Raw genomic sequence first — 24,387 nt, forward strand, 5'->3', positions numbered from 1 at the left:
CTCGCGTCAGCTCCAGCGAACATCGACGACGAAAAACCGAGGACATTGTGCACCTCGTGTCGGGGGCGCACGGTGGCGACCACCCAGACGTAACCTACTGTGCCGTCGGGTCCGGCACCGCCCGCGACCGCACCCCGATCATGGCTGTCACCTGGTTGTTACCTGGGATTGGCCGCGAGCGCGGCGCCGAGCCGGTGGATCGCGTCGTCGTGCAGCAGCGCGCTCGCGCCGCCGGTGACGATCCGTTCCACGAACTCGACCACCACCACGTCGCGATCGGCGAGCAGCTCGGCGATCTGGTCGACCGAGGCCTCCGCGACGGTCTCGGCGTGCACGACGGAGAGGTCGCGAACGGCGGCCGTGAGGAACGGCGTGGCGAACTGGGTGTAGGAGTCGGCGATCACGCCGACCTTGTCCTCGATCGTGCCTTCCACCGCGTCGCCTCGCTGTTCGACCTCGAGCATGGTGCGGAAGTCGCTCGCGAGGTAGCGCGTCCGGTCCTCGCCGCCGTCGGGCGCGAGCGTGTAGCGGGTGAGCTGACGTTGCTCCTGCCTGCCGAGCATCCGGGGCAGGTCGGCAGGCCACTCCTGCGTGCCGTCCGGCCCCACCTGCCACGTCGCGGTGCTGCCCGGCGCGATCCGCTCGGCCAGCGCGTAGGTCATGGTCAGCCCGCCCGCGAAGTTCCAGTGGCTGTCGATCGCGTCGTACAGCGGTTCCCCGGTCTGCCGCTCGGTGTCGCGCAAGGCGGGGCGCAGGTCGATGGCCCCGGCCTCGGCGGGCACCCGGCGCCAGAACTCGGCCGCCCGCTGCTGCGCGCACTCCTTTCCGAGGTAGCTCTCCGGCAGGTGCTGCGGCATGACCGTCGTCTTGTCGGGCGCGATCACCAGCTCGAACTCCCGACCCGACGCCTCGACGGCCTCGCGAAGCTTGTTCAGCTGCGTCACGACGCCGTTCACGTCGCGCGCCGGATAGCACCTGGCCTTCACGTCCTCGCCGAGGTAGAGCCAGTTGTCGGTGCCCGAGATCACGTCGGGGAACAGGTCGGGCGGCGTCTCCTGCCGCTCGCTGCCCGGCGAGACGCCCACCGTGTCGCGTGCTCCGCCGCCCATGTCGGGTGGGTCGCGGAACACCCCGGTGCTGATGCCGCTCGCCGCGTCGATACCGGCCTCGCGCAACGGCAGGTGGTCGGTGGCCCACGCGGAGAGGCCGGTGAAGAAACCCCAGCCGTCGGTGATGCTCGGGAACTCGGCCAGCGCCCTGTTCTCGAACGCCTGCGGCCGCACGCCGAGCACGAACGCGAGCGCCGGGGCGAGGAAGAACACGACCGCGCAGGTCAGGGCGGTGCGCTGACGTGGGCTGTGCCGTGGCCGGTAGAGGCTGTGCTCGTTGGGGAGCCACGATTCCGGCGTGGGTGGAAGGCCCCCGCCCACGGGCGGGTGCGATCGGGGGCCTGCGGACACGCGCCGTATCGTATCGCCGGGCCGGGTGAACTGGGGGCCGGTTCGGGTCGATCAGCGGAGGGACGCGTGATGCACGGCGTCGACTACGAGCGGCGGCTGGCCGCGGAGCGGGAGACGTTCGCGCAGCAGGTCGATCTGCACGGGAGCCTGCCGGAGTCCGCGCACCGCTGGTCGGCGAGGCACATGCTGCCCAAGCTGAACGCGCTCGGCGTGTCCGGCATCGACCACCTGATCACCGGCGAGATCGCGAGCAGGGCCGCCGGACTGGACCGGGACGCCGTGGTGCTCTCGCTCGGCAGCGGCAACGGGGACCAGGAGCTCGGCTGGTTGCGGACGCTCGCCGACGAGGGCGTGCACAACGTGCGCGTGCGCCTGCTGGAGATCAACACCGACATGCAGGAGCGCGCCGCGAAGGCCGCCGACTCGCTCGGGCTCGCCGACCGGGTGGAGCCCGTGGTCGCCGACTTCAACTCGTGGGTCGCCGACGCCCAGCACGACGTAGTGGTGGGCTACCAGGTGCTGCACCACGTGCTGGACCTCGAACACCTCTACGGTCAGATCCGCGACAGCCTCACGCGCGACGGCGTGCTCGTGGTGCACGACATGATCGGCCGCAACGGGCACCGGCGCTGGCCCGAAGCCCTTGAGGTCGTCGAGCGGATCTGGGCGACGCTGCCTGCCGAGCTGCGCCGCAACGCCATCACCGGCGCCGTCGACGAGGTCTACGCCGACGTCGACTGCGCGGTCGACGGCTTCGAGGGCATCCGAGCGCAGGACGTGCTGCCGGTGCTCCTGCACTACCTGCACCCGGGCTTCTTCCTCGCGCTCGGCAACGTGATCGACCCGTTCATCGACCGGATCTACGGGCACAACTTCGACATGGCCGACCCCGCGCACCGCGCTCGCATCGACCAGCTCGGCACGCTCGACGACACCCTGATCGACCTCGGGATCGTCACCCCGACCCGGCTCACGGCCCTGTTCCACCCCACGCCGCAGCCGCTGCGCGTGCATGGCGAGCGCACCCCGTCGCGGTCGATCCGCAACACCGAGGTGCTCGACCCTGCGGGCCGCGTCTCGTTCGACCCGAGGGGCAGCGACCCCGGCGGCCTCGTCCGCGGAGCCGGTGTGGCGGCGGGCCGGATGAACGGCGTCTTCCACGACGCGTGGGCGGGCCGGACCGTGCGCTTTCCCGTGCTGACCACGGCCGATGTCGCGAGCATCGAGCTGCGCACGTACGTGCCGGAGTGGATGCCGTACACCGGGCAGGTCACCGTGAGCCTGGACGGAACGCCGGTGGGCTCGATCGAGGTCGGGCCCGAACTGACCGAGCGGAGCCTCCCCGTCCGAGTGCCCGCCCACCGCACCGCCGAGCTGGCGCTGAGCGCCGACTGGGCGGTCAACCCGAGCGACTCCGGGCTCGGCGACGACCGGCGCAATCTGGCCTATGTGCTGGTCGGAATCACATTGCGGGAAATCTGAACCTGCCACCGGGGACAGTGTGTGAACCGCTAATCTCCCCGCATGGGTACGGGACCTCGGGGTGAGCGGCTCATCGACTGGACCGGGGAGCGGTGCGTGCCATGGGCCGACGACCTCCAGGTCATCTACGAGCACTACCACCGGTACGCCTTCGCGTTGCGGTTCACCGAGGGCAAGCGCGTGCTCGACCTCGCCAGCGGTGAGGGCTTCGGCAGCGCGCTGATGGCCGCCAAGGCCACGCAGGTCGTGGGCATCGACATCGACGAGACCACCGTCGAGCACGCCCGACAGCGCTACCCGCTCGGCAACGTCCGGTTCGAGGTCGGCTCGATCACCGACCCCGGCGCGTGCGAGGGCGAGGAGCCCTTCGACGTCATCACGTGCTTCGAGGCCGTCGAGCACGTGCTGGACCAGGACCGGCTGATGGAGCTGGTCGCCAACCGGCTCGCGCCCGGCGGCATCTTCCTGTGCAGCACACCCGACATCGACGTCTACACCCATGACCACGGCAACGAGAACCCGTACCACGTCCACGAGCTGCACGAGGGCGCGTTCCGGGAGCTGCTCGGCGGGCGGTTCGAGCACGTGCTGCTGCTGAAGCAGAACGTCGCCGTCGGTTCGCTGATCCACGACGGCGAGTCCGGCGGCGACAGCGAGACCTACACGCTGAGCAGGCGTTCCGCCGACGACTGGTCGGTGGACCGCGGCGCCCCGCACACCTACTTCGTCGGCATCGCGTCGAACCGGCCGTTCGAGGTGCCGCACACGTCCGTGCTGGTCGACCCGAAGCTGACCCTGGTGCGCGAGGCGCGGGCAGGCGAGATCGCGGGGCTCGCCGACTCGGTGAGCACGTTGGAGGCCCGGCTGCGTGAGCGCACCGCGGCCGTCGAGGACGCCGAGGCCAGGGCGCGGACGCTCGAAGGGGAGCGGGACGAGGCGCTGGCCCAGCTGCGCCGCGTCAACGAGTGCTACCGCAAGGCTGTCGAGGAGGGCGACCAGCTGCGCCGCAGGGCCACCCGCGACGCGGCGAGGCTGAGCTGGCTGTCGGACAACCTCGGCACCCTGCGCCAGACCGTCAACCACCTCGCGGGGGAGAACGCCAGGCTCTCCGCCGAGCACTCGGAGCTCGCCCAGAAGCTGCTCGGCCGTTACCGCTCCGCCGTCGAGAAGCTCGCCCCTCGCGGCACCCGCCGCCGCGACGCCTACGAGACCGCGCTCGGCAGGCAGCCGGGTCCGGTCGTCCCCGCCGAGGACGTGCCGGGGCCGGTCGCCGTCACCACCAGCGACGAGCCGATCGTCTCGGTGGTGATCCCGATCTACGGCAACTGGGCCTACACGCGCCGGTGCCTCGAGTCGATCGAGGTGCACCTGCCGATCACGCCGTTCGAGGTCATCGTCGTCGACGACGCCTCGCCCGACGACACGGCCGACCGCGTCGCCGGGTGTGCGGGGGTGCGGCTCGTGCGGGCGCAGCGCAACCTCGGCTTCATCGGCGCCTGCAACCTCGGCGCCGAGCACGCGCGCGGCGAGCTGGTCATGTTCCTCAACAACGACACCGAGGTGCGGCCCGGCTGGCTGGACAAGCTGGTGCAGGTCTTCGACAACGACGCCTCGGTCGGCCTCGCCGGGTCGAAGCTCGTCTACCCGGACGGCACGCTGCAGGAGTCCGGCGGCATCGTCTGGCGCGACGGCAACGGCTGGAACTACGGCAGGGGCGCCAACCCGGACGAGCCGCGCTTCCGCACGATGCGCGACGTCGACTACTGCTCGGGTGCCGCGCTGCTCGTGCGCCGTGACCTCTTCGAGCGCGTCGGCGGTTTCGACACCCGCTACTCGCCCGCGTACTACGAGGACACCGATCTCGCCTTCGCCGTGCGTGCGGCCGGCTACCGCACCGTCGTGCAGCCGGAGTCGGTGGTCGTGCACCACGAGGGCGTGTCCAACGGCACCGACACCGGCTCCGGCGTCAAGCGGCATCAGGAGCTCAACCGCGCCGTGTTCGCCGAGAAGTGGGCGAGCGCGCTGGCCGGCCACCTGCCTCAGGCGAGCCCCGGCAACCTGTGGCTCGCCCGCGCCCGCGGCGCGCACGGCCACCGTGGCGGGCTCGTCCTCGTCGCCGACCACCAGGTGCCGCGCACCAGAGAGGACTCCGGCTCGGTCCGCATGGCCCGGCTGCTCGACCTGCTCGTCGACCTCGGCGAGCGCGTGGTGTTCTTCCCCATGAACGGCGCGATCCCCGAGGAGTACACGGCGCCGCTGCACCGCAAGGGCATCACCGTGATCGCCGACCAGGGTCAGCAGGAGGAGTTCGTGCGCGACGCGGGCAGCGCGCTGCGGCTCGCCGTGCTGTCCCGGCCGCAGGTGGCGTGGCGGTTGCTGGAGCCGCTGCGCCAGCACGCGCCCGGCTGCGTCGTCGCCTACGACACCGTCGACCTGCACTTCCTGCGCCTGCAGCGGCAGGCCGACCTCGCGGCCCAGCTCGGTGACAACGCGGAGCGCGACACGCTGAGCAGGCGGGCCGAGGCGCTGAGGGAGATGGAGCTCGGCCTCGCGCGCGCGTGCGACGTGACACTCGTGGTCTCGGAGGTCGAGCAGCGGCTCCTCGCCGAGCTGGTGCCCGCCGCGAAGGTCGAGGTGCTGTCCAACGTGCACGAGGCCGATGTCGCGAGGACCGCCGTCGAGGGTCGCTCGGGCGTCCTGTTCGTCGGCAGCTTCGACCACATCCCCAACCGCGACGCCGCCCGCTGGCTCGCCGAGGAGATCATGCCGCTCGTGCGGCGGCGCCACCCCGACGCGGTGGCGCACATCGTCGGCAGCAACCCGCCGCCGGAGATCGGCGAGCTCGCGCGCGACGGCGTCGTCGTGCACGGCTGGGTCGAGGACCTGGTCGCACAGTACGAACAGGCCCGCGTTGTGGTGGCGCCGCTGCGCTTCGGTGCCGGGGTCAAGGGCAAGGTCGGCGAGGCGCTCGCGCGCGGCGTGCCCGTGGCCGCGACGGCGCTCGCGGCCGAGGGCATGCACCTGGTCGACGGCGAGGAGGTGCTGCTCGGCGAGACCGCGGCGCAGCTGGCCGAGCGCATCGGCACGCTGCTCGCCGACGACGCGTTGTGGCTGCGGATCTCGGAGGCAGGCAAGGAGGCCGTGAACCGGCGGTTCGGGCCAGGCGTGGCCCGCGAGACGCTCGCCGGACTACTGCGGGAGCGCGCGGACTGACGACGGCATCGGGGGGACGAGTGGCCGGCACGGGCAAGCGGCGAAAGCTGAAGGAGTACGCCGACCCGAACATCGGGTTCGCGTGGCTGCGGCTGTTCGGCGCCATCACGGTCGTGATCGACCACAGCTCGCCGCTCGTGCACCCCGAACGGCTGACGGTCTTCCCCGCGAGCTGGCAAGCCTCCCCCGGTTACGTGGCGCTCATGGGTTTCTTCGCCATGAGCGGCTGGCAGATCAGCGACAGCTGGGAACGCGACCCGTCGTGGTGGCGGTTCAGCGGACGGCGCCTGCTGCGCATCCTGCCGCCGCTGCTCGCGGTCGTGTTCGTCACGACGCTCGTGATCGGCCCGCTGTTCACCAGCCTCTCCGTGGGCGAGTACTTCTCCGACCAGCAGACCTGGCGTTACCTCGTGGGCACGTCGCTGCTGTTCCTCCTGCAGCACCTGCTGCCCGGCGTGTTCGACGACAACCCGTATCCGTGGTCGGTCAACGGTTCGCTGTGGACACTGCCGATGGAGATGGTGGGCTACGTCCTCGTGCTCGTGGTCGGCCTGCTGGTCGCGTTCGGCGTGACGCGCTACGTGGTGCTGCCGGTGCTGGCCGGGCTGATGGTGCTGGACGGGATGTTCCAGGCGACGTTCGGCTTCCAGGGCAACGCGGGCTCGCTCATCGAGGTGCCGATCGGCTCGATGGTGTCCTTCATGGTGCCCTTCGCCATCGGCATGGTGATGCACACGTTCCGCGACCGGATCCCACTCAAAGGGCCAGCGGCGATCGTGCTGTTCGCGGGCTGGATCGCGGCGCACTGGACCCCGCTCGACCGGTATCTGCTGGCGATCTCGGCGAGCTACGGCGCGATCGTGATCGCCCACCACTGGCCGACGTGGTTCCGAGCCGACGGCAGGCTCGTCTTCGGCAGCTACGGGCTCTACATCTGGGCGTTCCCGGTACAGCAGATGATCATCGCGGCGGGGGTGCGCGACCAGTGGGTGCTGATGGCGCTCGCGGTGCCCGCCGCCTACCTGTGCGGCGTGGCCTCGTGGTGCCTCGTGGAGGCGCCGACCCAGCGCGGGCTGCGCAAATACCTGGTCAAGCCCAAGCCGCCCGAGAGGCCACAGCAACCGAGGCCACCCACGCCCCGGCCCCGGCCGCGTCCGCCGAGCTTCGCCGAGGCGGACACCGTCCGGTTCAGCCCAGTGGCAAGGCCGCACGCAGGTCGGCGACCGCCTTCGATGCGAGTTCGCTGAGCCGCTCGGCGGAGGTGTCCGCGGTGGGTTGTGAGACCCACAGGTTCACCGCCGTGTCGCCCGAGGCGTACCAGGTGCCGTTGAGCGTGCGTTCGCCGAGCTCGCCGGACATGGTGTCCTGCGCGGTCTCGTCGGAGAAGCCCGCGCCGAGCATCAGCTCTCGCATGTCGTTGACCACGGTGTTCGCGGCGGCAGCGTTCTCCAGCGGGATCACGAGCATGAAGTACGCCGTGTCGCCGTCGGTGGACGCGCGGTAGACGATCTCCTTCGCGCCGGCGTCGGTGAAGATCTTGCCGGAGGACTCGGGGTAGAGGCCCAGCTCCACCCCCTTCGCGATCGACATCGTCGAGTTGTCGGTGTTCTGCTCGCCGGGCAGCACGGGCAGACGGTCCTCCAGCGCGACCTCGGCGGGCGGCGCGGGGCTCGACGACGGCGCGGTGTCGCCCTGCGCGGAGCCGCCCGGCCCGCCGATGCCGCCGAGCCACCACGCACCGCCGATCACGGCGGCGAGCGCGAGGAAGACCCCGAGCGAGATGTACAGCCACGTGCGCCTGCGACCCCGGTTCTCCGGGGGCGGGGGTGACGCGATCAGCGGCTGGGCCTGCAACCTGCTCATCGGCATGGTCAGCTCGGTGTCGGCCGGGCTGGGCGCCGTGGTGGGCCGCCCGTTCGACAGCAGCGACGCTGGCGTGACGCGGGGTGGCTGTTGCGGCGCGGGCGGCTGCGGAGGCGGCTGCGTGGCCTGGTGTGCGTCGGCGGCCGGGTTGGCGGCCTGCCACTGCGGGGCGCCGCCACCGACCTCGGCGCGTGGCGAGGCGAACGGCGACACCACCGGGTTGCCCGAGACCTCCGCGAGGATGTCCTCCCGGCGCCGCCGATGCAGATCATGGGAGATCGTTCCGGCGGCGAGCTCGGCGTCGAGGCGACGCAACTCTTCCTGCCAAGTCATCCAGGACCCCCTGACCAACACGAGCGAGCGCATGCACAGTATTGCGTCACCCCTTTGAAGGACATTCTCTCGCCTAGGATTGACTCATGTCGTGGTTCGGTCGAGACAAGATGAGGCTCGTGTCCGCCGAGGAAGCCCTTCCCGGTCGCGCCGAGCCGCTGCGGACGCCTGACCTGCACGCCGTGTTCCCCGATCGCCGGATCAAGCCCCCGTTCCCGGAGGGCCTGCGGACGGCGGTGTTCGGGCTCGGCTGCTTCTGGGGCGCGGAACGCCTGTTCTGGCAGACGCCGGGCGTCTTCTCGACGGCTGTCGGCTACGCGGGCGGGCACACGCCCAACCCCACGTACGAGGAGGTCTGCTCGGGCCTGACCGGGCACACCGAGGCGGTGCTCGTGGTCTACGACCCCGCGCAGGTGTCCTACCAGCAGCTGCTCAAGGTGTTCTGGGAGGGCCATGACCCGACCCAGGGCATGCGTCAGGGCAACGACCTCGGCACCCAGTACCGCTCGGCGGTCTACTACGCCGACGACACCCAGCGCCAGGAGGCCGAGGCGTCGCGCGAGGCGTTCCAGTCGGCCCTGCGTGCGGCGGGCCATGGGGAGATCACGACAGAGTTGGGCCCGCTCGGTGAGTTCTACTACGCCGAGGACTACCACCAGCAGTACCTGCACAAGGTGCCGAACGGCTACTGCGGCCTCGGCGGCACGGGCGTCTCCTGCCCGGTGGGGCTGGGCGTCGGCGAGTAGCGGGGCTGCGGTGACCGGCGGCTGGGGCGATTGCGGGCTGGTCGGCGTGTCGGATCCGAGCGGTTTGGCGGGCGACCGTGGTCCGGTCGCGCTCCACAGGGTGCGGGACGAGCCGGATCGGCAGACCGCGCGGCGGTGCGGTCGGTGGTCACCTGGCGTCGCGTACCGAGCTCGACCAGGATCTGATCGAGGAGGATGTGAACGGCTTCCTCACCGAGGCGGGCATCGGCTCGTTGACGGGTCTCCGGCGCCCGCCAGGATGCCGTCGAGTAGGTACGTGGTGCGGCGGTCGTAGTCGTCCCGCCGCGGGCGCGTTCCATGCTTGAGGGCGAGTGCGTTGTCGTGGAGCAGTGCCTGCAGGTCGTCGGCCGTCAGCTCGGGCCGCAGTGCGCCGGAGGCCCGGCCTGCCGCGATGAGTTCCTCGTTCATCTCGGTGCCGACCCGGCAGATCTCCATGAGGCTCGGCGAGTCGGGGTAGGTCTGCAGCATGGTGTCGACGACGGCGGGCTGGCGGTACTGCAGGTCGCGGATTGCGGTGACGTAGTACGCCAGCCGTTGCCCGGCGTCGGCGATGGACCGGGTGCGGTCGATGATGGCGTGCAGCTCGGCTGCGACGACCTCTTCGATGACGGCTTCGATGAGGCCGATCCGGCCGCCGAAGCGGTTGAAGATCGTGCCCTTGCTCACCCCGGCCACCTCGGCGACCTCTTCCAGTGGCACCGAGAGACCACGGCCCTGGAAGGCGCCGATCGCCGCACGGCGGATCTGCTCGGCGTTGCGCTTGGCGTCGGCGCGCAGCCGAGGCTCGGAAGGTGCCGCATCCGCCATCGTCTGCACCACTCCCGCCTCGCCACCGTAATTTGACTTCGTGAGTCAGTTTACCTACCGTGGCCAGGGAGCGCTAAATTGACCTGCCAAGTCAATTTATGGGGAACGCCGTTTGCCAGGTCGGATGCGGGTACGCAGGGAAAGGCCGCAAGCATGATCGTTGTCACCGGGGCCACCGGGGGTTTGGGCGGGGCCACCGTCGAGCACCTCCTCAAGCGCATGCCCGCCGACCGGATCGGCGTCAGCGTCCGTGATGTCTCCAAGGCGCAGCACCTCGCCGACCGCGGTGTCCGCGTGCGGCAAGGTTCGTATGAGGACCCGGCCGCATTGCGAAAGTCGTTCGCCGGTGCCGAGCAGGTGCTTCTGGTGTCCGGCAACGATCCGTCGGCCGATCTGGTCAGCCTGCATCGCAACGCCATCGAGGCGGCCGTCGCGGCCGGTGTCCGCCGGATCCTCTACACGAGTCAGCAGGGCGCTGTTCCCGGCAACCCGTACCCGCCGTCAGCCCTTCACGTCGCCACCGAGGCGATCCTCGCCGAGTCACCCGTCGCCTGGACGGCGCTCCGCAACGGCGCCTACGGCCCGCTCGACCAGGTGCTCGGCCCGTGGCAGGAGACCGGAGAGATCGCCCAGCCTGCGGACGGTCCCGTCCCGTATACCGACCGGGACGACATCGCGGAGGCCACGGCGGTCATCCTCACAGGTGACCGAACCTTGGACGGCCCCGTCGACCTCACCGCGCCGACCGCCGTCACCTTCGCCGATGTCGCCGGGATCGCCTCTGCTCTCACCGGCCGCCCGATCACGCGCGTCGTGCCCGGCGACGAACAGTGGGTCGCCGACCGGATCGCACGCGGTGCCCCGGAGCAGCTGGCCCGACTCCTGCTCAGCTTTTATCGGGCCAGCCGAGCCAACTACTTCGCGGAGGCCAGTCCGCTGCTGGCCGAACTCCTCGGCCGCGAACCCGCCAGCGTCGCCAACCGGCTCGCAGCCGACATCACCGCCTGAAGCGCTTCGCCGAACAGCGGTTGGGGTTGGGGCTCGGGCTCAGCTGAAGGTCACGTCCGAGCACGCGTAGAAGGCGTTCGCCGTGTCGGCGACGTCCCAGACCGCCAGCACCATGTGGTGGCCCGACTTGCCCGCCGGCAGCCGGCCCGTGTGGTTGACCGTGGTCGGCGGGCGCTGGCCGCCGAAGTCGACCGTCAGGAACGGCTCCGGTTCGAGCTGGGCGCGCGTGAGCGGCTGACCCGGATCCCAGCCGTTCTTGGTCACGAAGTAGCGGAACGACGACGTGGCGTGCGGGACCTTGAGCGTCCACTCGAACTCGAAGTTCTGTCCGCTCGGCATCGGCGTTCGCGGCCACGGTTTCGCCTGATCGTCGAGCTGGGCGAACTGGTCGTTGCCGCCGGCGCAGATCATGCCGTCGGCGGGACCCGCCGAGGGGAAGCCCTTCGGGCCCTCCACGCTCTGCGGCTCCCACTGGATCGGACCACAGTCGCTCACCGCGCCCTGCTGGCAGTGCAGTGAGCGACTCGGCGGGTTCTGCGTGTAACCGTGACCAGACGCGCTGGGCGCCAGAGCGACGGAGGCGCCGAGCGGAATCAGGCTCAGTGCGGCGATCGCCGCCGCGCGGCGGGTGCGGGTGCCGGACATCGTCCTCTCCTCTCACCGGAAGCGATGTGGGCGATTTTCCCTCAGGTCGCAGATTGGTGTAGACCACTAACCGGAGCAAAGGGGAGACGCGAGGCTTCGGCAGATTGGTCCATACCAAGTGCGAATGGAGCAGTCCATTGGCCGGGCCGGGGCAACAAAAAAGCTCCCCCGCGCGGGGGAGCTTTGAAAGAGTGAGAGCGGACGACGGGACTCGAACCCGCGACCCTCACCTTGGCAAGGTGATGCGCTACCAACTGCGCTACGTCCGCCTGCACCGCTTTCCGGTGGTGCCCGCACAGTCTATACCGACCCCGATCCGGGGTTGCGAGGCACCCGCCCATGCCTGAATGTGGGCATTTGGTCACGTCCGTAGTACAAGGGGTGACGGCGCTGCCGTGGCTCCGTATGGTGTTCAACGTTCAACCGAAAGGGCTACGGCCCAGAGGGGGTGCCTGGCTGGATGGACCGTGCGGTTTCCGGATCCGATGAGCCGGCACTGCTCGCCCGACTGCGTTTCGGCGAGGATGCCGCGTTCGGCGAGCTGTTCGAGCTCCATGCGGCCGCCGTGCGCAGGCTCGCCCGTGGTCTGGCCTCCGACGCGTCGGAAGCCGAGGACATCACCGCCGAGACCTTCTTCCGGGTGCTGCAGGCCGTGCGCAGGGGCAACGGCCCCCGCGACAACGTCCGCGCGTACCTGCTGACCGTCGCGCGCCGCGTGTCGTGGGAGTGGCACGGGGCCCGCCGCGACGTCCCGGTGACCGACGACGAGCTGACCAGCCGGGCCGGCGCAGGCGCCGATTCCCAGAACCGCACCGCCGAGGCGACGCTCATCACGCGCGCGTTCTCCACCCTCCCGGAACGCTGGAAAACCGTGCTGTGGCAGACCGAGGTCGAGGGCGTTCAGCCCGCCAACGCCGCCGCGCACTTCGGCCTGAGCCCCAACGCCACCGCCGCGCTCGCGCGCAGGGCCCGGCTCGGCCTGCGCGCCGCGTACCTGCAGGCCCACCTCGCGGTCAACCGGAGCTCCGACGGCTGCCGCACGGTGATGGAGAAGCTCGGCGGCTACACCGCGGGCAGCGTCACCGGTTCCGAGGCCCGCAAGATCAAGACTCATCTCGGCACCTGCTCGTCGTGCCGGTCGACCCACGACGAGCTCATGGAGGTGTGCTCGTCGCTGCGGGCGCACGCCGGCGTCATCGTGCTGCTGGTGCCCGGCGTCGGCCTCGCCGTCAGCGCCGGGTCGGGCGCGGGCACGGTCGGCGGGGTGAGCGCCGTCAGCGGCGCGGCGGGCACCATCGCGAGCGGGGCCGGTGGCGGCATCGGCGGCTCCGCGCTCGCCGCGGTCGGCGCCAACGTCAAGCTCGGGATCGCGCTCGCCTCGACGGCCGCGATCGGCGCGGTCGGGGTCGCGGCGGGCCCGGTCGACGACGGGATGCAGGACCCGATCGGGTTGCCGAGCGACGGCAACGCCGTCGAGCTGCAGATCGCGGAGTCCACTTCGGATCCCCTTTCGCCGCTGCCGTCGACCGAGCCGGGCAGCCGGTCCTCCGACCCCGGCGCTCATCAGCAGGGCAGGCCGGAAGCCGGGCCCGTCCTCCGGGAGGTGGAGCCGGTCGGTCACCAGGGCGTCACGGAGTACTCGTTGCCTCCCGGCGCGGAGATCGCGAGCGAGGCCAGCCAAGGTCGGTCGCGGGGCAAGAGCACGGAGCTGCCCGGCACCCACGTTCCGCCGGGGCAGGCGAAGGACAAGCCTCGCAGCGACCTGCCCGGACAGCCCCGGTCCACCACCGGCACGCCGCTGTCCACCACCGAGACGTCCGGTCCTGGCTCGTCGAAGCCGGAGAAGCCCGCCAAGCCGGAGAAACCCTCGAAGACCGAGCCGCCTTCGAAGACCGAGCCGCCTTCGAGGTCGTCGGGACACTCGACGTCGCCCGGGCTCACCACGTCGCCGCCTGAGTCGACCACGACACCATCCGGGACCATGCCGTCCTGCCCGAGCGGACCGCCGGCCTGGGCGCCCGCCAACGGTCACCACCACTGGGCGTGTGAACGACAGCAGCCGGAAGCGGGCTTCCCGCGCGGCTGAAGATCACGGTAACGTCTCAGAGGAACGTGCTCGGGCGGGCTTGCGGAGGAAGCGATGAACCGGCTGGTCCGGGGTTCTGACGGCCGGGAATGGATCATTCGCGGCCAGATGGAGTGGCGGCGCCCCGCCACGGCCGACGACTTCGAACACGACGTCGCCGCGAGCTACGCGCCCGGCGTCGTCATGGCGGCGGTGGCCGTCGCGCTCGCCGTCGTGCTCGTGGTGTGGATGCCCGACGACGTCCGGGTGCCCTCCTGGGTGCCGCTGGCCGTCGTGCTGGTCGCCCTGTTCTTCCCCCTGCGCTGGGTGCTGCGCAGGCCGTGGACGGTCGTCGCCGAAACCGAGGGCGACGTCACCGGCGAGCGGCCCTCCGAGCGCTGGGTCGGCACCATCCGGGGGATCTTCACCGTGCGCGGCGAGATCAACCGGGTCGCCAAGTCCATCGCCCGGCACGACCTGCCGGATTTCGAGGGGCCGCTGCACCCCGTCGAGTAGCGTGGAGTGAGCCATGCCCGAGTTACCGGAAGTCGAAGCGCTCGCGTACCACCTGCGGGAGCACGCCGTCGGCCGCACCGTGACGAGGGTGGACGTCGCCTCGCTCAGCGTGCTCAAGACCGTCACCCCGCCGTGGACCGAGCTCCACGGCCGGGAGATGACCGGCGCGGGCAGGCACGGCAAGCACCTCGACCTCGCCTGCGGCGACCTGCATCTGATCGTGCACCTCGCGCGGGCGGGCTGGCTGCGCTGGTCCGACTCGCTCTCGCCGGCCCCGCCCAGGCCCGGCGGCAAGAGCCCACTCGCGCTGCGGGTGCATTTGACAAGCACTGCGGCGGGAAGCGCCTCGGTGGCGGGTGGTGGTGGGCGACGGGAGGGCGGCCCCGGCTTCGACCTGACCGAGGCGGGCACCAAGAAGGGTCTCGCGGTGTGGATCGTGCGGGACCCCAAGGAGGTCGACAGCATCGCGCGGCTCGGCCCCGATGCGCTCGACCTCGACCGAGACGGACTGGCGAAGCTGCTGAAGGGCCAGACGGCGCGACTCAAGACGGTGCTCACCGACCAGCGCGTGCTCGCCGGCATCGGCAACGCCTACTCCGACGAGATCCTGCACACCGCGCGCCTCTCGCCCTACGCGACGCCCGCGAAGCTCACCGGCGAGGCGATCGACCGGCTCGCCGAGGCCGTCCGCGAGGTGCTCACCGGCGCCGTCGAGCGCTCGGTGGGCCAGGACGCCGCCCGGCTGAAGGGCGAGAAGCGCTCGGGGCTGCGCGTGCACGCACGTACGGGACTGCCGTGCCCGGTGTGCGGAGACACGGTCCGCGAGGTGTCCTTCGCCGACAAGGCGTTCCAGTACTGCCCGACGTGCCAGACCGGCGGCAAGCCCCTCGCCGACCGGCGCATGTCCCGGCTGCTCAAGTGAGTGGCAACGGTGTGTGACAACCCGCAGTCGCGAATTACGCACAGAAAGTGTACGGCTAACCCTTGCACGGGGGCCGTGGAGCGCAGAGCATTGACGCCGTGTCCGGGCTGCTGACCACTCAAGTCATCCCATGGGGTGTCGCCGTGGTCGCGGTCGTCGTACTGGCTGTCGTTCTCATCAAGAACCGCAAACCGAGCGGCGCCATCGACGACGCCGTCCTCGAAGCCGTGTACCTGATGTCCAAGGCCCCGCTGGAGCTCCGCGAGGGCCTCGACCAGGCGGTCGCCGACAAGGTCACCACCCGCCTGCTCCAGCTGCTCAAGTGCATCGCGGTGGGCATCACCGACGGCGAGGGCACGCTGCTCTCCTGGGACGGCGAGGCCAACGACCACTACGTCGACCTCGTCGACACCATCGGCACGGCGATCCGCAAGCACCGCCGCGAGGTCGTCTCGCACGACAAGATGCCCTGCAACCACCGCGGTACGTGCCGCATGCGCACCGCGGTGATCGTGCCCCTGATCGTCGAGGGCAAGACCGACGCCGTGCTGATCGTCGTGGGCCGTACGCGCGGCAAGCGCATCGTGCACATGGCCGACGCCGTCGCCCGGTTCGTCGGCACCCAGCTCGAGGCGGCCAGGCTCGAGGAGACCAAGCACCAGCTGCACCAGGCCGAGATCAAGGCGCTGCGCGCGCAGATCTCCCCGCACTTCGTCTACAACGCACTGAACACGATCTCCTCGCTCATCCGGACCGACCCGGAGGAGGCGAGGGAGCTGCTGCAGGACTTCGCCGACTTCACGCGCTACTGCTTTCGCACCGAGGGCACGTTCACGACGCTGTCCGACGAGCTGCGCAACATCGACCGCTACCTGACGATCGAGAGCGCCCGCTACGGCGGCAGGCTCAACGTGCGGCTCAAGATCGCGCCCGAGGTGCAGTCGGTGGTCGTGCCGTTCCTGCTCATCCAGCCGCTCGTCGAGAACGCCGTCAAGCACGGCATCGCCAACAAGCCCGGCGGCGGCACTGTCACGGTCACCGCGCAGGACTACGGCACCGAGGCCGAGATCAGCGTCGAGGACGACGGCGTCGGCATGGATCCCGAGCTGCTCGACGGCATGCGCGACTCCCGCAGCAGCGCCCACATCGGCCTGACCGGCATCAACCGCCGCATGAGCCAGGTGTTCGGCAACAAGTACTCGCTGATGGTCGAGACCGCTCCCGGCGCGGGCATGAAGGTGACCATGCGTGTGCCCAAGTTCGTCAGGGGCGTGCGGCCGGACATGCTCAAGTTCGCCGCCGACGTCCCGGCCCAGCCGGCGAGGCGCAACGGGTCCACCGCCCGGTCCGCGTTGCCGACCAGCACCCCCAAAGCTGGCTAGTGTGGGGGCATGGGTACGACGACACAGCGGCTGACCTCCCGCCTGCCGATGATCGGTGACAAGACCGACCGCAAGGACGTGGTCGCCGTCGTGAAGCTACACGGCGTGATCAACCCACAGCCGACGCCGCTGGCGAGAGGAGTGATCAACCTCGCCGCGGTGGAGACCGCGCTGACCAGGGCCTTCGATCATGATCGGCTCAAAGCGGTCGCCCTGCAGATCAACTCTCCCGGCGGCGCGCCGACGCAGTCGGGGCTGATCGCGGAGCGCATCCGGCAACTGGCCGACAAGAAGAACGTGCCGGTGCTCGCGTTCGCCGAGGACCTCGCCGCCTCCGGCGGGTACTGGCTGGCGTGCGCCGCCGACGAGATCTTCGCCCACCGGACCTCGCTGGTCGGCTCGATCGGCGTGATCAGCGGCGGCTTCGGGTTCACCGGCCTGCTCGACCGGTTCGGCGTCGAGCGCAGGTTGTACACGGCGGGCAAGAACAAGTCGAGGCTCGACCCGTTCAGCCCGGAGAAGCCCGAGGATGTCGAATGGCTCGGCAAGCTCCACAACCAGCTGCACGAGATGTTCGTCGACTGGGTCCGCGAGCGCAGGGGCGACCGGCTGACCAGCGAGGAGGATCTGTTCACCGGTGACGTGTGGCTCGGGGCGAAGGCGCAGCGGCTCGGCCTCGTCGACGGGATCGGCAGCCTGCGCGACGTGCTCGGTGAGCGCTACCCGGACGCCGAGATCGTGTTCGCCGAGCCGAAGAAGCCGCTGCTCGCGCGGCTGGGCATCGGAGCGCCCGCCGCGGCGCTGCTCGACGCCGTGGAAAGCAGGGTCGCGTGGTCACGATTCGGCCTGTAGGCGGCGGTTTCCCCCGCTCGCGGTGTAGACATTGGACGCTCGCTTAGGCAGGATGCTTGTCACTGTGAGTACTCACGACGACACCCGCAAGCTCCTCGTCCTCGCGGTGGACGACGAGCTGCACGGGCTTGACCAGCTGCGGCACTGTCTTGAGTCGAACGCGCACGTCGGCCGCGTGATCCCCGCAGTTGACGCCTCCGAGGCCCTGCGCCTGCTCGGCTCCGAGGACGACGAGATCCGGGTGCGCAAGGAACGGGGCATGCCCCCGGTCGACGCCGTGTTCGCCGACATCAACATGCCCGGCCTGTCGGGAATGGAGATGTCGCGGGTCTTCGCGTCGCTCAACCCCGCGCCGATACTGGTGTTCGTCACCGGCCACGCCACCGAGGCCGTGGACGCGTTCGACCTCGGCGCCGTCGACTACGTGCTCAAGCCCGCCCGCCAGGAACGGATCGACAAGGCCGTCACCAGGGTCGTGGAGAAGCTGCAGAGCGCACCGGCGCGCGGCGAAGCCGGGCCCACGGGCGAGACCGTGAAGACCGACGACGAGGTGATCCCGGTCGAGCTCGCGGGCACGACCAAGCTGATCCCGCGCTCGTCGGTGCGCTGGGTCGAGGCGCAGGGCGACTACGCCAGGCTGTTCACCAACGAGGGCAGCCACCTCGTGCGCATCCCGCTGGCCCAGCTGGAGGAGCGCTGGGAGAAGGCGGGCTTCGTGCGCATCCACCGGTCGTTCCTGGTGGCGCTACCGCTGATCACCGAGCTGCGCATGGGCCAGGGCGGCTACCAGGTCGTGATCGGCAACGAGGAGAAGGTCCTTCCGGTCAGCAGGCGGCACACCCGTGAGCTCAAGGACAGGCTGGTCGGCTCGTCCCGCGCCGGATAGCCGACATGACCGACGACTTCTACCGCAGTGTCGGAGGCATCCGCGAGCCGGATCCGACGCTCGGAAAGAGCGTCCAGCCAGAGCCCGCGCCCGAACCGGTGCTGCCCGAGCCCGAGCCGCCGCCGAGGGTCAGACGGCAGCGCGTCGTGCTCGCCGAACCCAGCCGCAGCGCGGGCTCGCTGCGCGCCCGGGTCGAGCTCGAGCAGCAGACCAGCTGGGGTGAGCTGCTGATCAAGGACCTGATCAAGGTCCAGCTCCGGTCGGGTGTCGCACTCGCGCTGCTCGTGGTGGTGGTGCTCGGCGCCCTGCCCGCGGCGTTCTTCGTCTGGCCCGCGTTCACCGACCTGCGCTTCGTCGGCATCCCGCTGCCCTGGCTGCTGCTCGGCGTGGCGCCCTTCCCGCTCCTGTTCGGGGTCGGCCTGTGGTACAACCGGCTGGCCGAGCGGCACGAACGCGACTTCGTCGACATGATCGAGAACTGAGCCGGCGGCGCGGTACCGGACTTTTGCGAGGATCTGCCCGTGCAGGTGAACCCGTGGGCGCTGACCAGCGTCGGGCTGGTCATGGTGGTGACCTACTACCTCGGTCGCCGCACGTCCCGGTTCGCCCGCAGCACCCACGACTTCCTCGTCGCCCGCCGCACCGTGCGGTCGCGGCGCAACGCCGCCGCCATCTCCGGCGAGTACATCTCCGCCGCCTCCTTCCTCGGCGTCGCCGGACTGGTGCTCAAGGAGGGCGCCGACGCGCTGTGGTTCCCCATCGGCTTCACCGCGGGGTACCTCGCGCTCATGCTGTTCGTCGCCGCGCCGCTGCGCCGCTCGGGCGCCTACACCCTGCCCGACTTCATGGAGGCGAGGCTCGGGTCCGCGTCGCTGCGCACGCTCTCCACCTGGTTCGTCGTGTTCATCGGCATCCTCTACATGCTGCCGCAGCTCCAGGGCGCCGGGCTCGCACTGATGGCGATCATGCCCGCGCCCGCCTGGTTGGGTTCCGTGCTGGTGACCGTGGTGGTCGCGATCAACGTCATGGGCGGCGGGATGCGGGCGATCACGCTCGTGCAGGCGTTCCAGTACTGGCTGAAGCTCTTCGCCATCGCGATGCCGACGTTCGTGCTGTGCGTGGTGTTCTTCGGCAGCGGCGGCTCCGGCTCGGCCGGCTCGCTGGGCCAGCAGCCCCCACCCCGGTTCACCGACGACACCACGGTCTCCATCGAGACGGACGTGGTACTGCACGTCGACCAGCCGACGCTCGTGCGCGTCGACGACCAGGAGACGGTGTGGCTGCCTGGCACCGACTACCCCGTCGGCACCGGCACCGAACTGTTCTTCGCCGAGGACGCCAGGGTGCCGGTGGTCACCGACGGCGCGCTCACGAACGAGAGCTGGCTGCGGCCGACCGAGGACGCGACCGACCTGCTCTCCACGTACTCGCTGATGTTCGCCCTCTTCCTCGGCACGATGGGCCTGCCGCACGTGCTCGTGCGCTTCTACACCAACCCCGACGGCAAGGCGGCGCGGCGCACGACCGTGCAGGTGCTGCTGCTGCTCGGCCTGTTCTACCTGTTCCCGGTGATGATCGGTGCCCTGTCGCGCATGTACGTGCCCGAGCTGCTCGTCACCGGCAACACCGACGCCGCAGTGCTCAAGGTGCCGTCGGCGATGGTGCCGGGGGTGTTGGGCCAGATCCTCGTGGCGATCACGGCCGCGGGCGCGTTCGCGGCGTTCCTGGCGACCGCGTCCGGCCTGCTCGTGAGCGTGTCCGGAGTCATCGCGACGGACCTGCTCGCAGGCAAGGTCAGGGACTTCAGGGTGGCGACGATCGTCGTGGCCGCCGTGCCGGCCGGGCTGGCCGTGCTGCTGCCGATCGACGACCTCTCGCTCACCGTCGGCATGTCGTTCGCGCTCGCCGCGTCCACCTTCTGCCCGTTGCTGGTGCTCGGCATCTGGTGGCGGAAGCTGACCTGGCTCGGCGCGATGGCCGGCATGTGCGTGGGCGGCGGGCTAGTGCTCACCGCGGTGGTGCTCGGCGCCATCAGCGAGCGAACCGGCGGCTGGGCGCCGTGGTTCATCCATCAGCCTGCCCTGTTCACCGTGCCCGCGGCGTTCCTCTTCACGATCGTCGTGAGCCTCGGCACCGCGAGGCGTGTGCCCGACGACGTCAACGCGGTGATGCTCCGCCTGCACGCCCCCGACCCGCTCGGCTTCATGCGCGACCGCGCCGTCGCACGCTTCGGCAGGGCCGAGGAACGCGTGCGCACCGGCAGGGGACGCCACCGGAAATGAGGGTCTTCACCTGAGGGCAACGGCCTCACATGCGACGATGGGAGCGTGGTGAACCCCGGCGAAGTACCGACGGCTTCCGTGTCCGACCTGCCGTCGCAGGACCTCGTGCTGCTCGACGTTCGCGAGCCCGACGAGTGGGCCGCGGGGCACGCCCCTGAGGCGATACACATCCCGCTTGGCGACCTGCCTGCCAGGGCCGGTGAACTGGCCGAGCTCCCCGACGACAAGCCGCTCTACGTCGTGTGCCGCAGCGGAGGCCGCTCGGCGAGGGCGGCCATGTGGCTCAACGCCGCGGGCATCGCCGACGCGATCAACGTCGCGGGCGGCATGAAGTCGTGGCACACCGAGGGCCGCCCGCTGGTCGGCGACCGTGAGGGTGTGCCGCCCGAGGTGCTCTGAACCATGCAGCACTGGCAGCCGCGGGGCCGGATGCGCGTGCGGTGGGTCGCGAGCGTGCCCGCCGGCGCAGCCCCGCGCCGCCGTGCGCGGGCACCGGAGCCCTACACCGGGCCGCCGTTCTACCCGACACCCCCGCGCTGGGGCTTCCCGAATCTCGCGTGGCGCAGGCCCACGGCCGTGCCGGGCACGGCGTCGGGGGCCCCCGTGCCGTTGCAGCGGCTGCGCATGATCGCCCGCAACGCGGTGACGCTGCTGTGGACGCTCGCCGGGCTGGCCGTCGTCGCGGGCGGCGCCGAGATCTGGCGGTACGTGCTGCTGGTGCAGAGCCGCGACTCCGCGCTGAGCCCCGGCGTGGTCGGCGCGTCCGACGCGCTCGTGCTGTCGTTCTCGCTGCTGACCTTCGTGATGGCCCTGTTCGCCATCGCGGCCACCGTGTGGTGGCTGTTCGTGGCCCGCTCCGCCGCCGCCGACGAGGTGGGAGAGGAGCCGCCGCGCCCGGCCTGGCAGGTGCTGCTTGGCACGCTCGTGCCGGGTCCCAATCTCGTGCTCGCCGGTCCGATCCTCGCCGAGCTGGAGCACGCGACCCTTCGCCGCTCGCGCGAGCGGCGGCCCCGGCCGTCGCGGCTGGTGCTCGCCTGGTGGGGGACGTGGCTGCTCAACGCCGTGCTGCTGGTGCTGACCGTGGTCTGGCGGATGCGGGACGGTGTGCAGGCCGATGCCGATGGTGTGTTGCTCTCGGCGCTCACGGACCTCTCCGCGGCCGGGCTCGCGGTGCTGACGGCCCTCGTGGTGAACCGGTTCACGCGCCTGCTGGCGCCCATCGAGGGCCGGATCCTCCGCCCGCTGCGCGTGGTGAAGGTCAGCGGCGCGCCCGACCTGCCGCGCCGCACCCGCCCGGCCACAGCGAGCCGCTGACCCGCGAGTCCCCCGCTCCGGCCCGCGAGTCCCCCGCTCTGACCCGCGAGTTGCCCGCTCCGGCCCGCGAGTCCCCCGCTCCGGCCCGCGAGTTGTGCGTTCCCGAGGTCAGCCCGTGGTCACCGGAAGCGTGCGCAGGCCCCGGATGACGAACTCGGGCCGCCGCTCCGGCTGCCGGGCGAGGCGCAGCCCCGGCAGCTGCTCCCGCAGCGCCGCGAGCGCGGCCGCGATCTCGATCCGCGCGAGTGGCGCACCGAGGCAGTAGTGGATGCCCGCGCCGAAGCCGAGGTGCGGGTTGGGTGAGCGGCCGATGTCGAACGTGTCGGGCTCCGTGAACACCCCGGGATCCCGCGCGGCGGCGCCCAGCAGCGCCGCGATCTTCTGGCCCTTCGCCACCCGCTGCCCCGCGATCTCCACGTCGGCGGTGGCCGTGCGCTCGAAGAGCTGCAGCGGCGAGTCGAACCGGATCAGCTCCTCGGTGGCCGGCTCGACCAGCTCGGGGTCGGCTACCAGCCGCTCCCACTGCTCTCGGTGGGTCAGCAGCGCGGTGGTGCCGTTGCCGATCACGTTCACGGTCGCCTCGTGACCCGCCATGAGCAGCAGCACGCCCGTGGCCACCACCTCGTCGCCGGTCAGGTCGGCCGCGACCAGGTGGCTGAGCAGGTCGTCGCCGGGCCGCTCGGAGCGCTCGGCCGCGAGTCCCCTCAGGTACCCGGCGAACGACTCCGCGGCCTCCTCCGCCTCCCGGCGCCGCTGCTCCGGCAGGCCGTACTCGTACATCTTCACGATCTGGTTGCTCCAGCCCACCAGTTGCGGGCCCATGTCCTCGGGCACGCCCAGCAGCTCGGCGATCACGGCGACCGGCAGTGGCTGGGCGACGTGGTAGAGCAGGTCGGCCTCGCCGTTCGCGGTGAGCTCGTCGGCCAGCGTGCCCACCAGGCGTGCGGCGAGCGCCTCGACCGTGGGGCGCAGGCGCTGGACGTGACCGCGCGCGAACGCCGACGACACGCGCTTGCGCAGCCGGGTGTGCGCGGGTGGCTCGTTCTCCAGCAGCGAGTTCCGGTGCAGCAGGTTGAACGACGCGAACTGCTCCACCGGCGTCGCGTCGGTCCAGATCCGGCCGAGCGAGCGGTGCCGCAGCACCGCGCCCGCCGCGGCGTGGGAGACGGCGATGAACTGACCTAGTCCCTCGTGCCAGTGCACCTCACCCTTCTTGCGCAGCTCGGCGAAGACCGGGTAGGGATCGGCGAGAAAACCGGGGTCGCGAGGATCGAACACCCGCCGACCTTAGCGCCGGACGGAGTCGAGTAGCGTTTTCGCGAGACGTGACGCGGGAGGCGAGAACGTGGGCAAGGGTGCGCGGAAGAAGGGCCCCAAGAAGGACCGCAGGCCCAAGGTCAGGGACGTGTTCGTCGCGCGGCCGTTCGAGGGGCTCGCGGCGGAACCCGAGCTGATCGCGATGCGTGAGTTCGTGCCGTCGGCCACGGCGACGCTCCAGCTGGCGGGCGAGCCCGAGCGGAAGGTCACGCTCGGCACGGTCCTGCCGATGGCCGCAGCGGCGTTCGTGCGCTCCGACGGCGAGGTGTTCATCGGGATGCAGGTGCAGACCCGGTCCTCCGACATCAGCCGTGACCTCGGCCGTTCGCTGCGCTGGGCGCTCGATGCCAAGCCGGGCGACGTCCTCTCGGTGCCCGACACCACGAGCGAGCCCGCCGAGGGCGAGCGGCTGCAGGACCTCCTGGTCGCCGACGCCGAGCTCGAGGTGACCCTGCACAAGGACTTCTCGTGGTGGCTGCCCGAGGACAGCGACGCCACCGGCGACGTGGCGATGTCGCTGGAGCGGGCCAACGCCGCGATCATGCCGACCGAGCGGCTCAGCACGGGCGCCTACTGGGTGCTCGCCGGCGAGAAGGCGCACCTGCGCTGGGTGTGGCCCGCCGACGAGAACCGCCTGTTGCAAGCGCTTGCGCGGCTGTCTGCGGCGGGTGAGCTGTCGCTCGGCGAGGAGTCCCGCTACGCCGGTTCGTTCCGTGCCCACGGCCTGCTCGTGCCGGTGTGGGACCTCGATCCCGAGGCGCACGCGCGCGAGTGGATCGAGCCGGCGAAGGAACTCGGCACGCGCCTGCAGCGGGCGCTGGAGTCGCTGGACGACGAGCCGCTCAACGCCGCCGAGCGGCGGTCCCGTGACGGCCTGATCGGACGCCAGCTCACGCTTCGCTGATGATCCTCCACATCTGCCCCGAGGCCGAATGGGCGGTCGTGCCGGACGGCGGGGCGTACCACGCGGCGTCGCTCGACGACGTCGGGTTCGTGCACTGCTCCGATCCGGGCACCGTGCACTTCCCGGCGACGGCCCTCTACCGCGGCCGTACCGACCTGCTGTTGCTGCGCATCGACCCGGAGCGCCTCGACGTGCCGCTGCGCTGGGAGCCCGCCGTGCCGCCCTCGCCGGGTGCGCCCTGGTTCCCGCACGTCTACGGGCCGATCCGGAAGGACGCCGTGGTCTCCGTGCACCGTTTCCCGCCGGAGCAGGATGGTTCCTTCCGGCTGCCCGCCGAGCTGGCCGTGATCAACGCCTGAGCCTGCCGGG

22 protein-coding genes and 1 tRNA gene are annotated in these 24,387 nt (G+C 71.0%); 17 read left to right on the forward strand and 6 right to left on the reverse strand.

The window, feature by feature from the left end; translation table 11 throughout:
• Nucleotides 1-158: 158 nt before the first annotated feature.
• Nucleotides 159-1,460, reverse strand: a complete 1,302-nt coding sequence (locus FCN18_RS02175; RefSeq protein ID WP_228713580.1) for an alginate O-acetyltransferase AlgX-related protein — start codon at nt 1,458-1,460, stop codon at nt 159-161.
• Between the two features lie 69 nt (nt 1,461-1,529).
• Between FCN18_RS02175 and FCN18_RS02180 the strand changes: the two genes are divergently transcribed.
• The 3 genes from FCN18_RS02180 to FCN18_RS02190 are packed head-to-tail and all read left to right on the forward strand — an operon-like array spanning nt 1,530 to nt 7,402.
• The gene (locus tag FCN18_RS02180) at nt 1,530-2,942 is read left to right on the forward strand and encodes an SAM-dependent methyltransferase (RefSeq protein ID WP_137093334.1); all 1,413 of its coding nucleotides are present in this window, start codon (nt 1,530-1,532) and stop codon (nt 2,940-2,942) included.
• 42 nt (nt 2,943-2,984) lie between these two features.
• Nucleotides 2,985-6,155 (forward strand): glycosyltransferase, encoded by a 3,171-nt coding sequence (locus FCN18_RS02185; protein ID WP_137092968.1) that lies wholly within the window; start codon nt 2,985-2,987, stop codon nt 6,153-6,155.
• A gap of 20 nt (nt 6,156-6,175) precedes the next feature.
• Entirely contained in the window at nt 6,176-7,402 is a 1,227-nt protein-coding gene (locus FCN18_RS02190; protein WP_228713582.1) for an acyltransferase family protein, read from the forward strand.
• On the opposite strand, the gene FCN18_RS02195 is transcribed toward FCN18_RS02190, so the two are convergent.
• Entirely contained in the window at nt 7,344-8,351 is a 1,008-nt protein-coding gene (locus FCN18_RS02195) for a hypothetical protein (RefSeq protein WP_137092971.1), read from the reverse strand. The two genes, FCN18_RS02190 and FCN18_RS02195, sit on opposite strands and share 59 nt — an antisense overlap.
• Before the next feature lie 86 nt (nt 8,352-8,437).
• Between FCN18_RS02195 and msrA the strand changes: the two genes are divergently transcribed.
• Nucleotides 8,438-9,097: a peptide-methionine (S)-S-oxide reductase MsrA gene (msrA, locus tag FCN18_RS02200; protein ID WP_113642748.1), complete on the forward strand. Its 660-nt coding sequence runs from the start codon at nt 8,438-8,440 to the stop codon at nt 9,095-9,097.
• Nucleotides 9,098-9,307: 210 nt separating this feature from the next.
• Here the strand turns inward: msrA and FCN18_RS02205 are convergent, their stop codons facing one another.
• The gene (locus FCN18_RS02205) at nt 9,308-9,925 is read right to left on the reverse strand and encodes a TetR/AcrR family transcriptional regulator (RefSeq protein WP_112266759.1); all 618 of its coding nucleotides are present in this window, start codon (nt 9,923-9,925) and stop codon (nt 9,308-9,310) included.
• A 153-nt stretch (nt 9,926-10,078) separates the two neighbouring features.
• On the opposite strand from FCN18_RS02205, the gene FCN18_RS02210 reads away from it, so the two are divergent.
• Complete coding sequence (locus tag FCN18_RS02210) at nt 10,079-10,933, forward strand: NAD(P)H-binding protein (protein WP_137092973.1); 855 nt, start codon at nt 10,079-10,081, stop codon at nt 10,931-10,933.
• Between the two features lie 39 nt (nt 10,934-10,972).
• Here FCN18_RS02210 and FCN18_RS02215 read toward each other — a convergent pair whose 3' ends face one another.
• The gene (locus tag FCN18_RS02215; RefSeq protein ID WP_137092975.1) at nt 10,973-11,578 is read right to left on the reverse strand and encodes a lytic polysaccharide monooxygenase auxiliary activity family 9 protein; all 606 of its coding nucleotides are present in this window, start codon (nt 11,576-11,578) and stop codon (nt 10,973-10,975) included.
• Nucleotides 11,579-11,774: 196 nt separating this feature from the next.
• Nucleotides 11,775-11,847, reverse strand: a tRNA-Gly gene (locus tag FCN18_RS02220).
• Nucleotides 11,848-12,038: 191 nt separating this feature from the next.
• On the opposite strand from FCN18_RS02220, the gene FCN18_RS02225 reads away from it, so the two are divergent.
• The 10 genes from FCN18_RS02225 (at nt 12,039) to FCN18_RS02270 (ending at nt 21,797) form a co-directional block, all read left to right on the forward strand.
• Nucleotides 12,039-13,664: a sigma-70 family RNA polymerase sigma factor gene (locus FCN18_RS02225; RefSeq protein WP_137092977.1), complete on the forward strand. Its 1,626-nt coding sequence runs from the start codon at nt 12,039-12,041 to the stop codon at nt 13,662-13,664.
• A 54-nt stretch (nt 13,665-13,718) separates the two neighbouring features.
• Complete coding sequence (locus FCN18_RS02230; RefSeq protein ID WP_112266031.1) at nt 13,719-14,159, forward strand: DUF983 domain-containing protein; 441 nt, start codon at nt 13,719-13,721, stop codon at nt 14,157-14,159.
• A 13-nt stretch (nt 14,160-14,172) separates the two neighbouring features.
• The gene (locus FCN18_RS02235; protein ID WP_137092979.1) at nt 14,173-15,081 is read left to right on the forward strand and encodes an Fpg/Nei family DNA glycosylase; all 909 of its coding nucleotides are present in this window, start codon (nt 14,173-14,175) and stop codon (nt 15,079-15,081) included.
• 89 nt (nt 15,082-15,170) lie between these two features.
• The gene (locus FCN18_RS02240; protein ID WP_137093336.1) at nt 15,171-16,463 is read left to right on the forward strand and encodes a GAF domain-containing sensor histidine kinase; all 1,293 of its coding nucleotides are present in this window, start codon (nt 15,171-15,173) and stop codon (nt 16,461-16,463) included.
• Nucleotides 16,464-16,472: 9 nt separating this feature from the next.
• Nucleotides 16,473-17,315: a S49 family peptidase gene (locus FCN18_RS02245; protein WP_112266035.1), complete on the forward strand. Its 843-nt coding sequence runs from the start codon at nt 16,473-16,475 to the stop codon at nt 17,313-17,315.
• A gap of 52 nt (nt 17,316-17,367) precedes the next feature.
• Nucleotides 17,368-18,201: a LytR/AlgR family response regulator transcription factor gene (locus FCN18_RS02250; protein ID WP_112266037.1), complete on the forward strand. Its 834-nt coding sequence runs from the start codon at nt 17,368-17,370 to the stop codon at nt 18,199-18,201.
• A 5-nt stretch (nt 18,202-18,206) separates the two neighbouring features.
• The gene (locus FCN18_RS02255; protein ID WP_112266039.1) at nt 18,207-18,683 is read left to right on the forward strand and encodes a hypothetical protein; all 477 of its coding nucleotides are present in this window, start codon (nt 18,207-18,209) and stop codon (nt 18,681-18,683) included.
• 39 nt (nt 18,684-18,722) lie between these two features.
• On the forward strand, nt 18,723-20,483 hold the full coding sequence (locus FCN18_RS02260; protein WP_137092981.1) for a sodium/solute symporter: 1,761 nt from the start codon (nt 18,723-18,725) through the stop codon (nt 20,481-20,483).
• A 48-nt stretch (nt 20,484-20,531) separates the two neighbouring features.
• A complete protein-coding gene (locus FCN18_RS02265) occupies nt 20,532-20,882 on the forward strand; it encodes a rhodanese-like domain-containing protein (RefSeq protein WP_369973592.1) in 351 nt (116 codons plus the stop codon).
• Nucleotides 20,883-20,885: 3 nt separating this feature from the next.
• Nucleotides 20,886-21,797, forward strand: a complete 912-nt coding sequence (locus tag FCN18_RS02270; protein WP_206077786.1) for a DUF4328 domain-containing protein — start codon at nt 20,886-20,888, stop codon at nt 21,795-21,797.
• 108 nt (nt 21,798-21,905) lie between these two features.
• Here the strand turns inward: FCN18_RS02270 and FCN18_RS02275 are convergent, their stop codons facing one another.
• Entirely contained in the window at nt 21,906-23,075 is a 1,170-nt protein-coding gene (locus FCN18_RS02275; protein ID WP_137092984.1) for a cytochrome P450, read from the reverse strand.
• A gap of 67 nt (nt 23,076-23,142) precedes the next feature.
• On the opposite strand from FCN18_RS02275, the gene FCN18_RS02280 reads away from it, so the two are divergent.
• Together FCN18_RS02280 and FCN18_RS02285 are read left to right on the forward strand one after the other, a co-directional pair.
• Nucleotides 23,143-24,018 (forward strand): DUF5926 family protein, encoded by an 876-nt coding sequence (locus tag FCN18_RS02280; protein ID WP_113642743.1) that lies wholly within the window; start codon nt 23,143-23,145, stop codon nt 24,016-24,018.
• Entirely contained in the window at nt 24,018-24,377 is a 360-nt protein-coding gene (locus tag FCN18_RS02285) for a DUF952 domain-containing protein (RefSeq protein ID WP_137092986.1), read from the forward strand. The genes FCN18_RS02280 and FCN18_RS02285 overlap by 1 nt, the downstream gene beginning before the upstream one ends.
• Nucleotides 24,378-24,387 lie beyond the last annotated feature (10 nt).

The sequence above is a fragment of the Prauserella endophytica genome (assembly GCF_005146945.1).
In the GTDB taxonomy this organism is placed as follows: Bacteria; Actinomycetota; Actinomycetes; order Mycobacteriales; family Pseudonocardiaceae; genus Prauserella_A; species Prauserella_A endophytica.

What these genes read in the sequence shown, in the direction of transcription:
- FCN18_RS02195 (WP_137092971.1), bottom strand. Translation starts at nt 8,351, where the DNA reads ATGACTTGGCAGGAAGAGTTGCGTCGCCTCGACGCCGAGCTCGCCGCC.
- msrA (WP_113642748.1), top strand. Translation starts at nt 8,438, where the DNA reads ATGTCGTGGTTCGGTCGAGACAAGATGAGGCTCGTGTCCGCCGAGGAA.
- FCN18_RS02285 (WP_137092986.1), top strand. Translation starts at nt 24,018, where the DNA reads ATGATCCTCCACATCTGCCCCGAGGCCGAATGGGCGGTCGTGCCGGAC.
- FCN18_RS02205 (WP_112266759.1), bottom strand. Translation starts at nt 9,925, where the DNA reads ATGGCGGATGCGGCACCTTCCGAGCCTCGGCTGCGCGCCGACGCCAAG.
- FCN18_RS02225 (WP_137092977.1), top strand. Translation starts at nt 12,039, where the DNA reads ATGGACCGTGCGGTTTCCGGATCCGATGAGCCGGCACTGCTCGCCCGA.
- FCN18_RS02230 (WP_112266031.1), top strand. Translation starts at nt 13,719, where the DNA reads ATGAACCGGCTGGTCCGGGGTTCTGACGGCCGGGAATGGATCATTCGC.
- FCN18_RS02210 (WP_137092973.1), top strand. Translation starts at nt 10,079, where the DNA reads ATGATCGTTGTCACCGGGGCCACCGGGGGTTTGGGCGGGGCCACCGTC.
- FCN18_RS02235 (WP_137092979.1), top strand. Translation starts at nt 14,173, where the DNA reads ATGCCCGAGTTACCGGAAGTCGAAGCGCTCGCGTACCACCTGCGGGAG.
- FCN18_RS02180 (WP_137093334.1), top strand. Translation starts at nt 1,530, where the DNA reads ATGCACGGCGTCGACTACGAGCGGCGGCTGGCCGCGGAGCGGGAGACG.
- FCN18_RS02255 (WP_112266039.1), top strand. Translation starts at nt 18,207, where the DNA reads ATGACCGACGACTTCTACCGCAGTGTCGGAGGCATCCGCGAGCCGGAT.
- FCN18_RS02270 (WP_206077786.1), top strand. Translation starts at nt 20,886, where the DNA reads ATGCAGCACTGGCAGCCGCGGGGCCGGATGCGCGTGCGGTGGGTCGCG.
- FCN18_RS02215 (WP_137092975.1), bottom strand. Translation starts at nt 11,578, where the DNA reads ATGTCCGGCACCCGCACCCGCCGCGCGGCGGCGATCGCCGCACTGAGC.
- FCN18_RS02245 (WP_112266035.1), top strand. Translation starts at nt 16,473, where the DNA reads ATGGGTACGACGACACAGCGGCTGACCTCCCGCCTGCCGATGATCGGT.
- FCN18_RS02250 (WP_112266037.1), top strand. Translation starts at nt 17,368, where the DNA reads ATGCTTGTCACTGTGAGTACTCACGACGACACCCGCAAGCTCCTCGTC.
- FCN18_RS02185 (WP_137092968.1), top strand. Translation starts at nt 2,985, where the DNA reads ATGGGTACGGGACCTCGGGGTGAGCGGCTCATCGACTGGACCGGGGAG.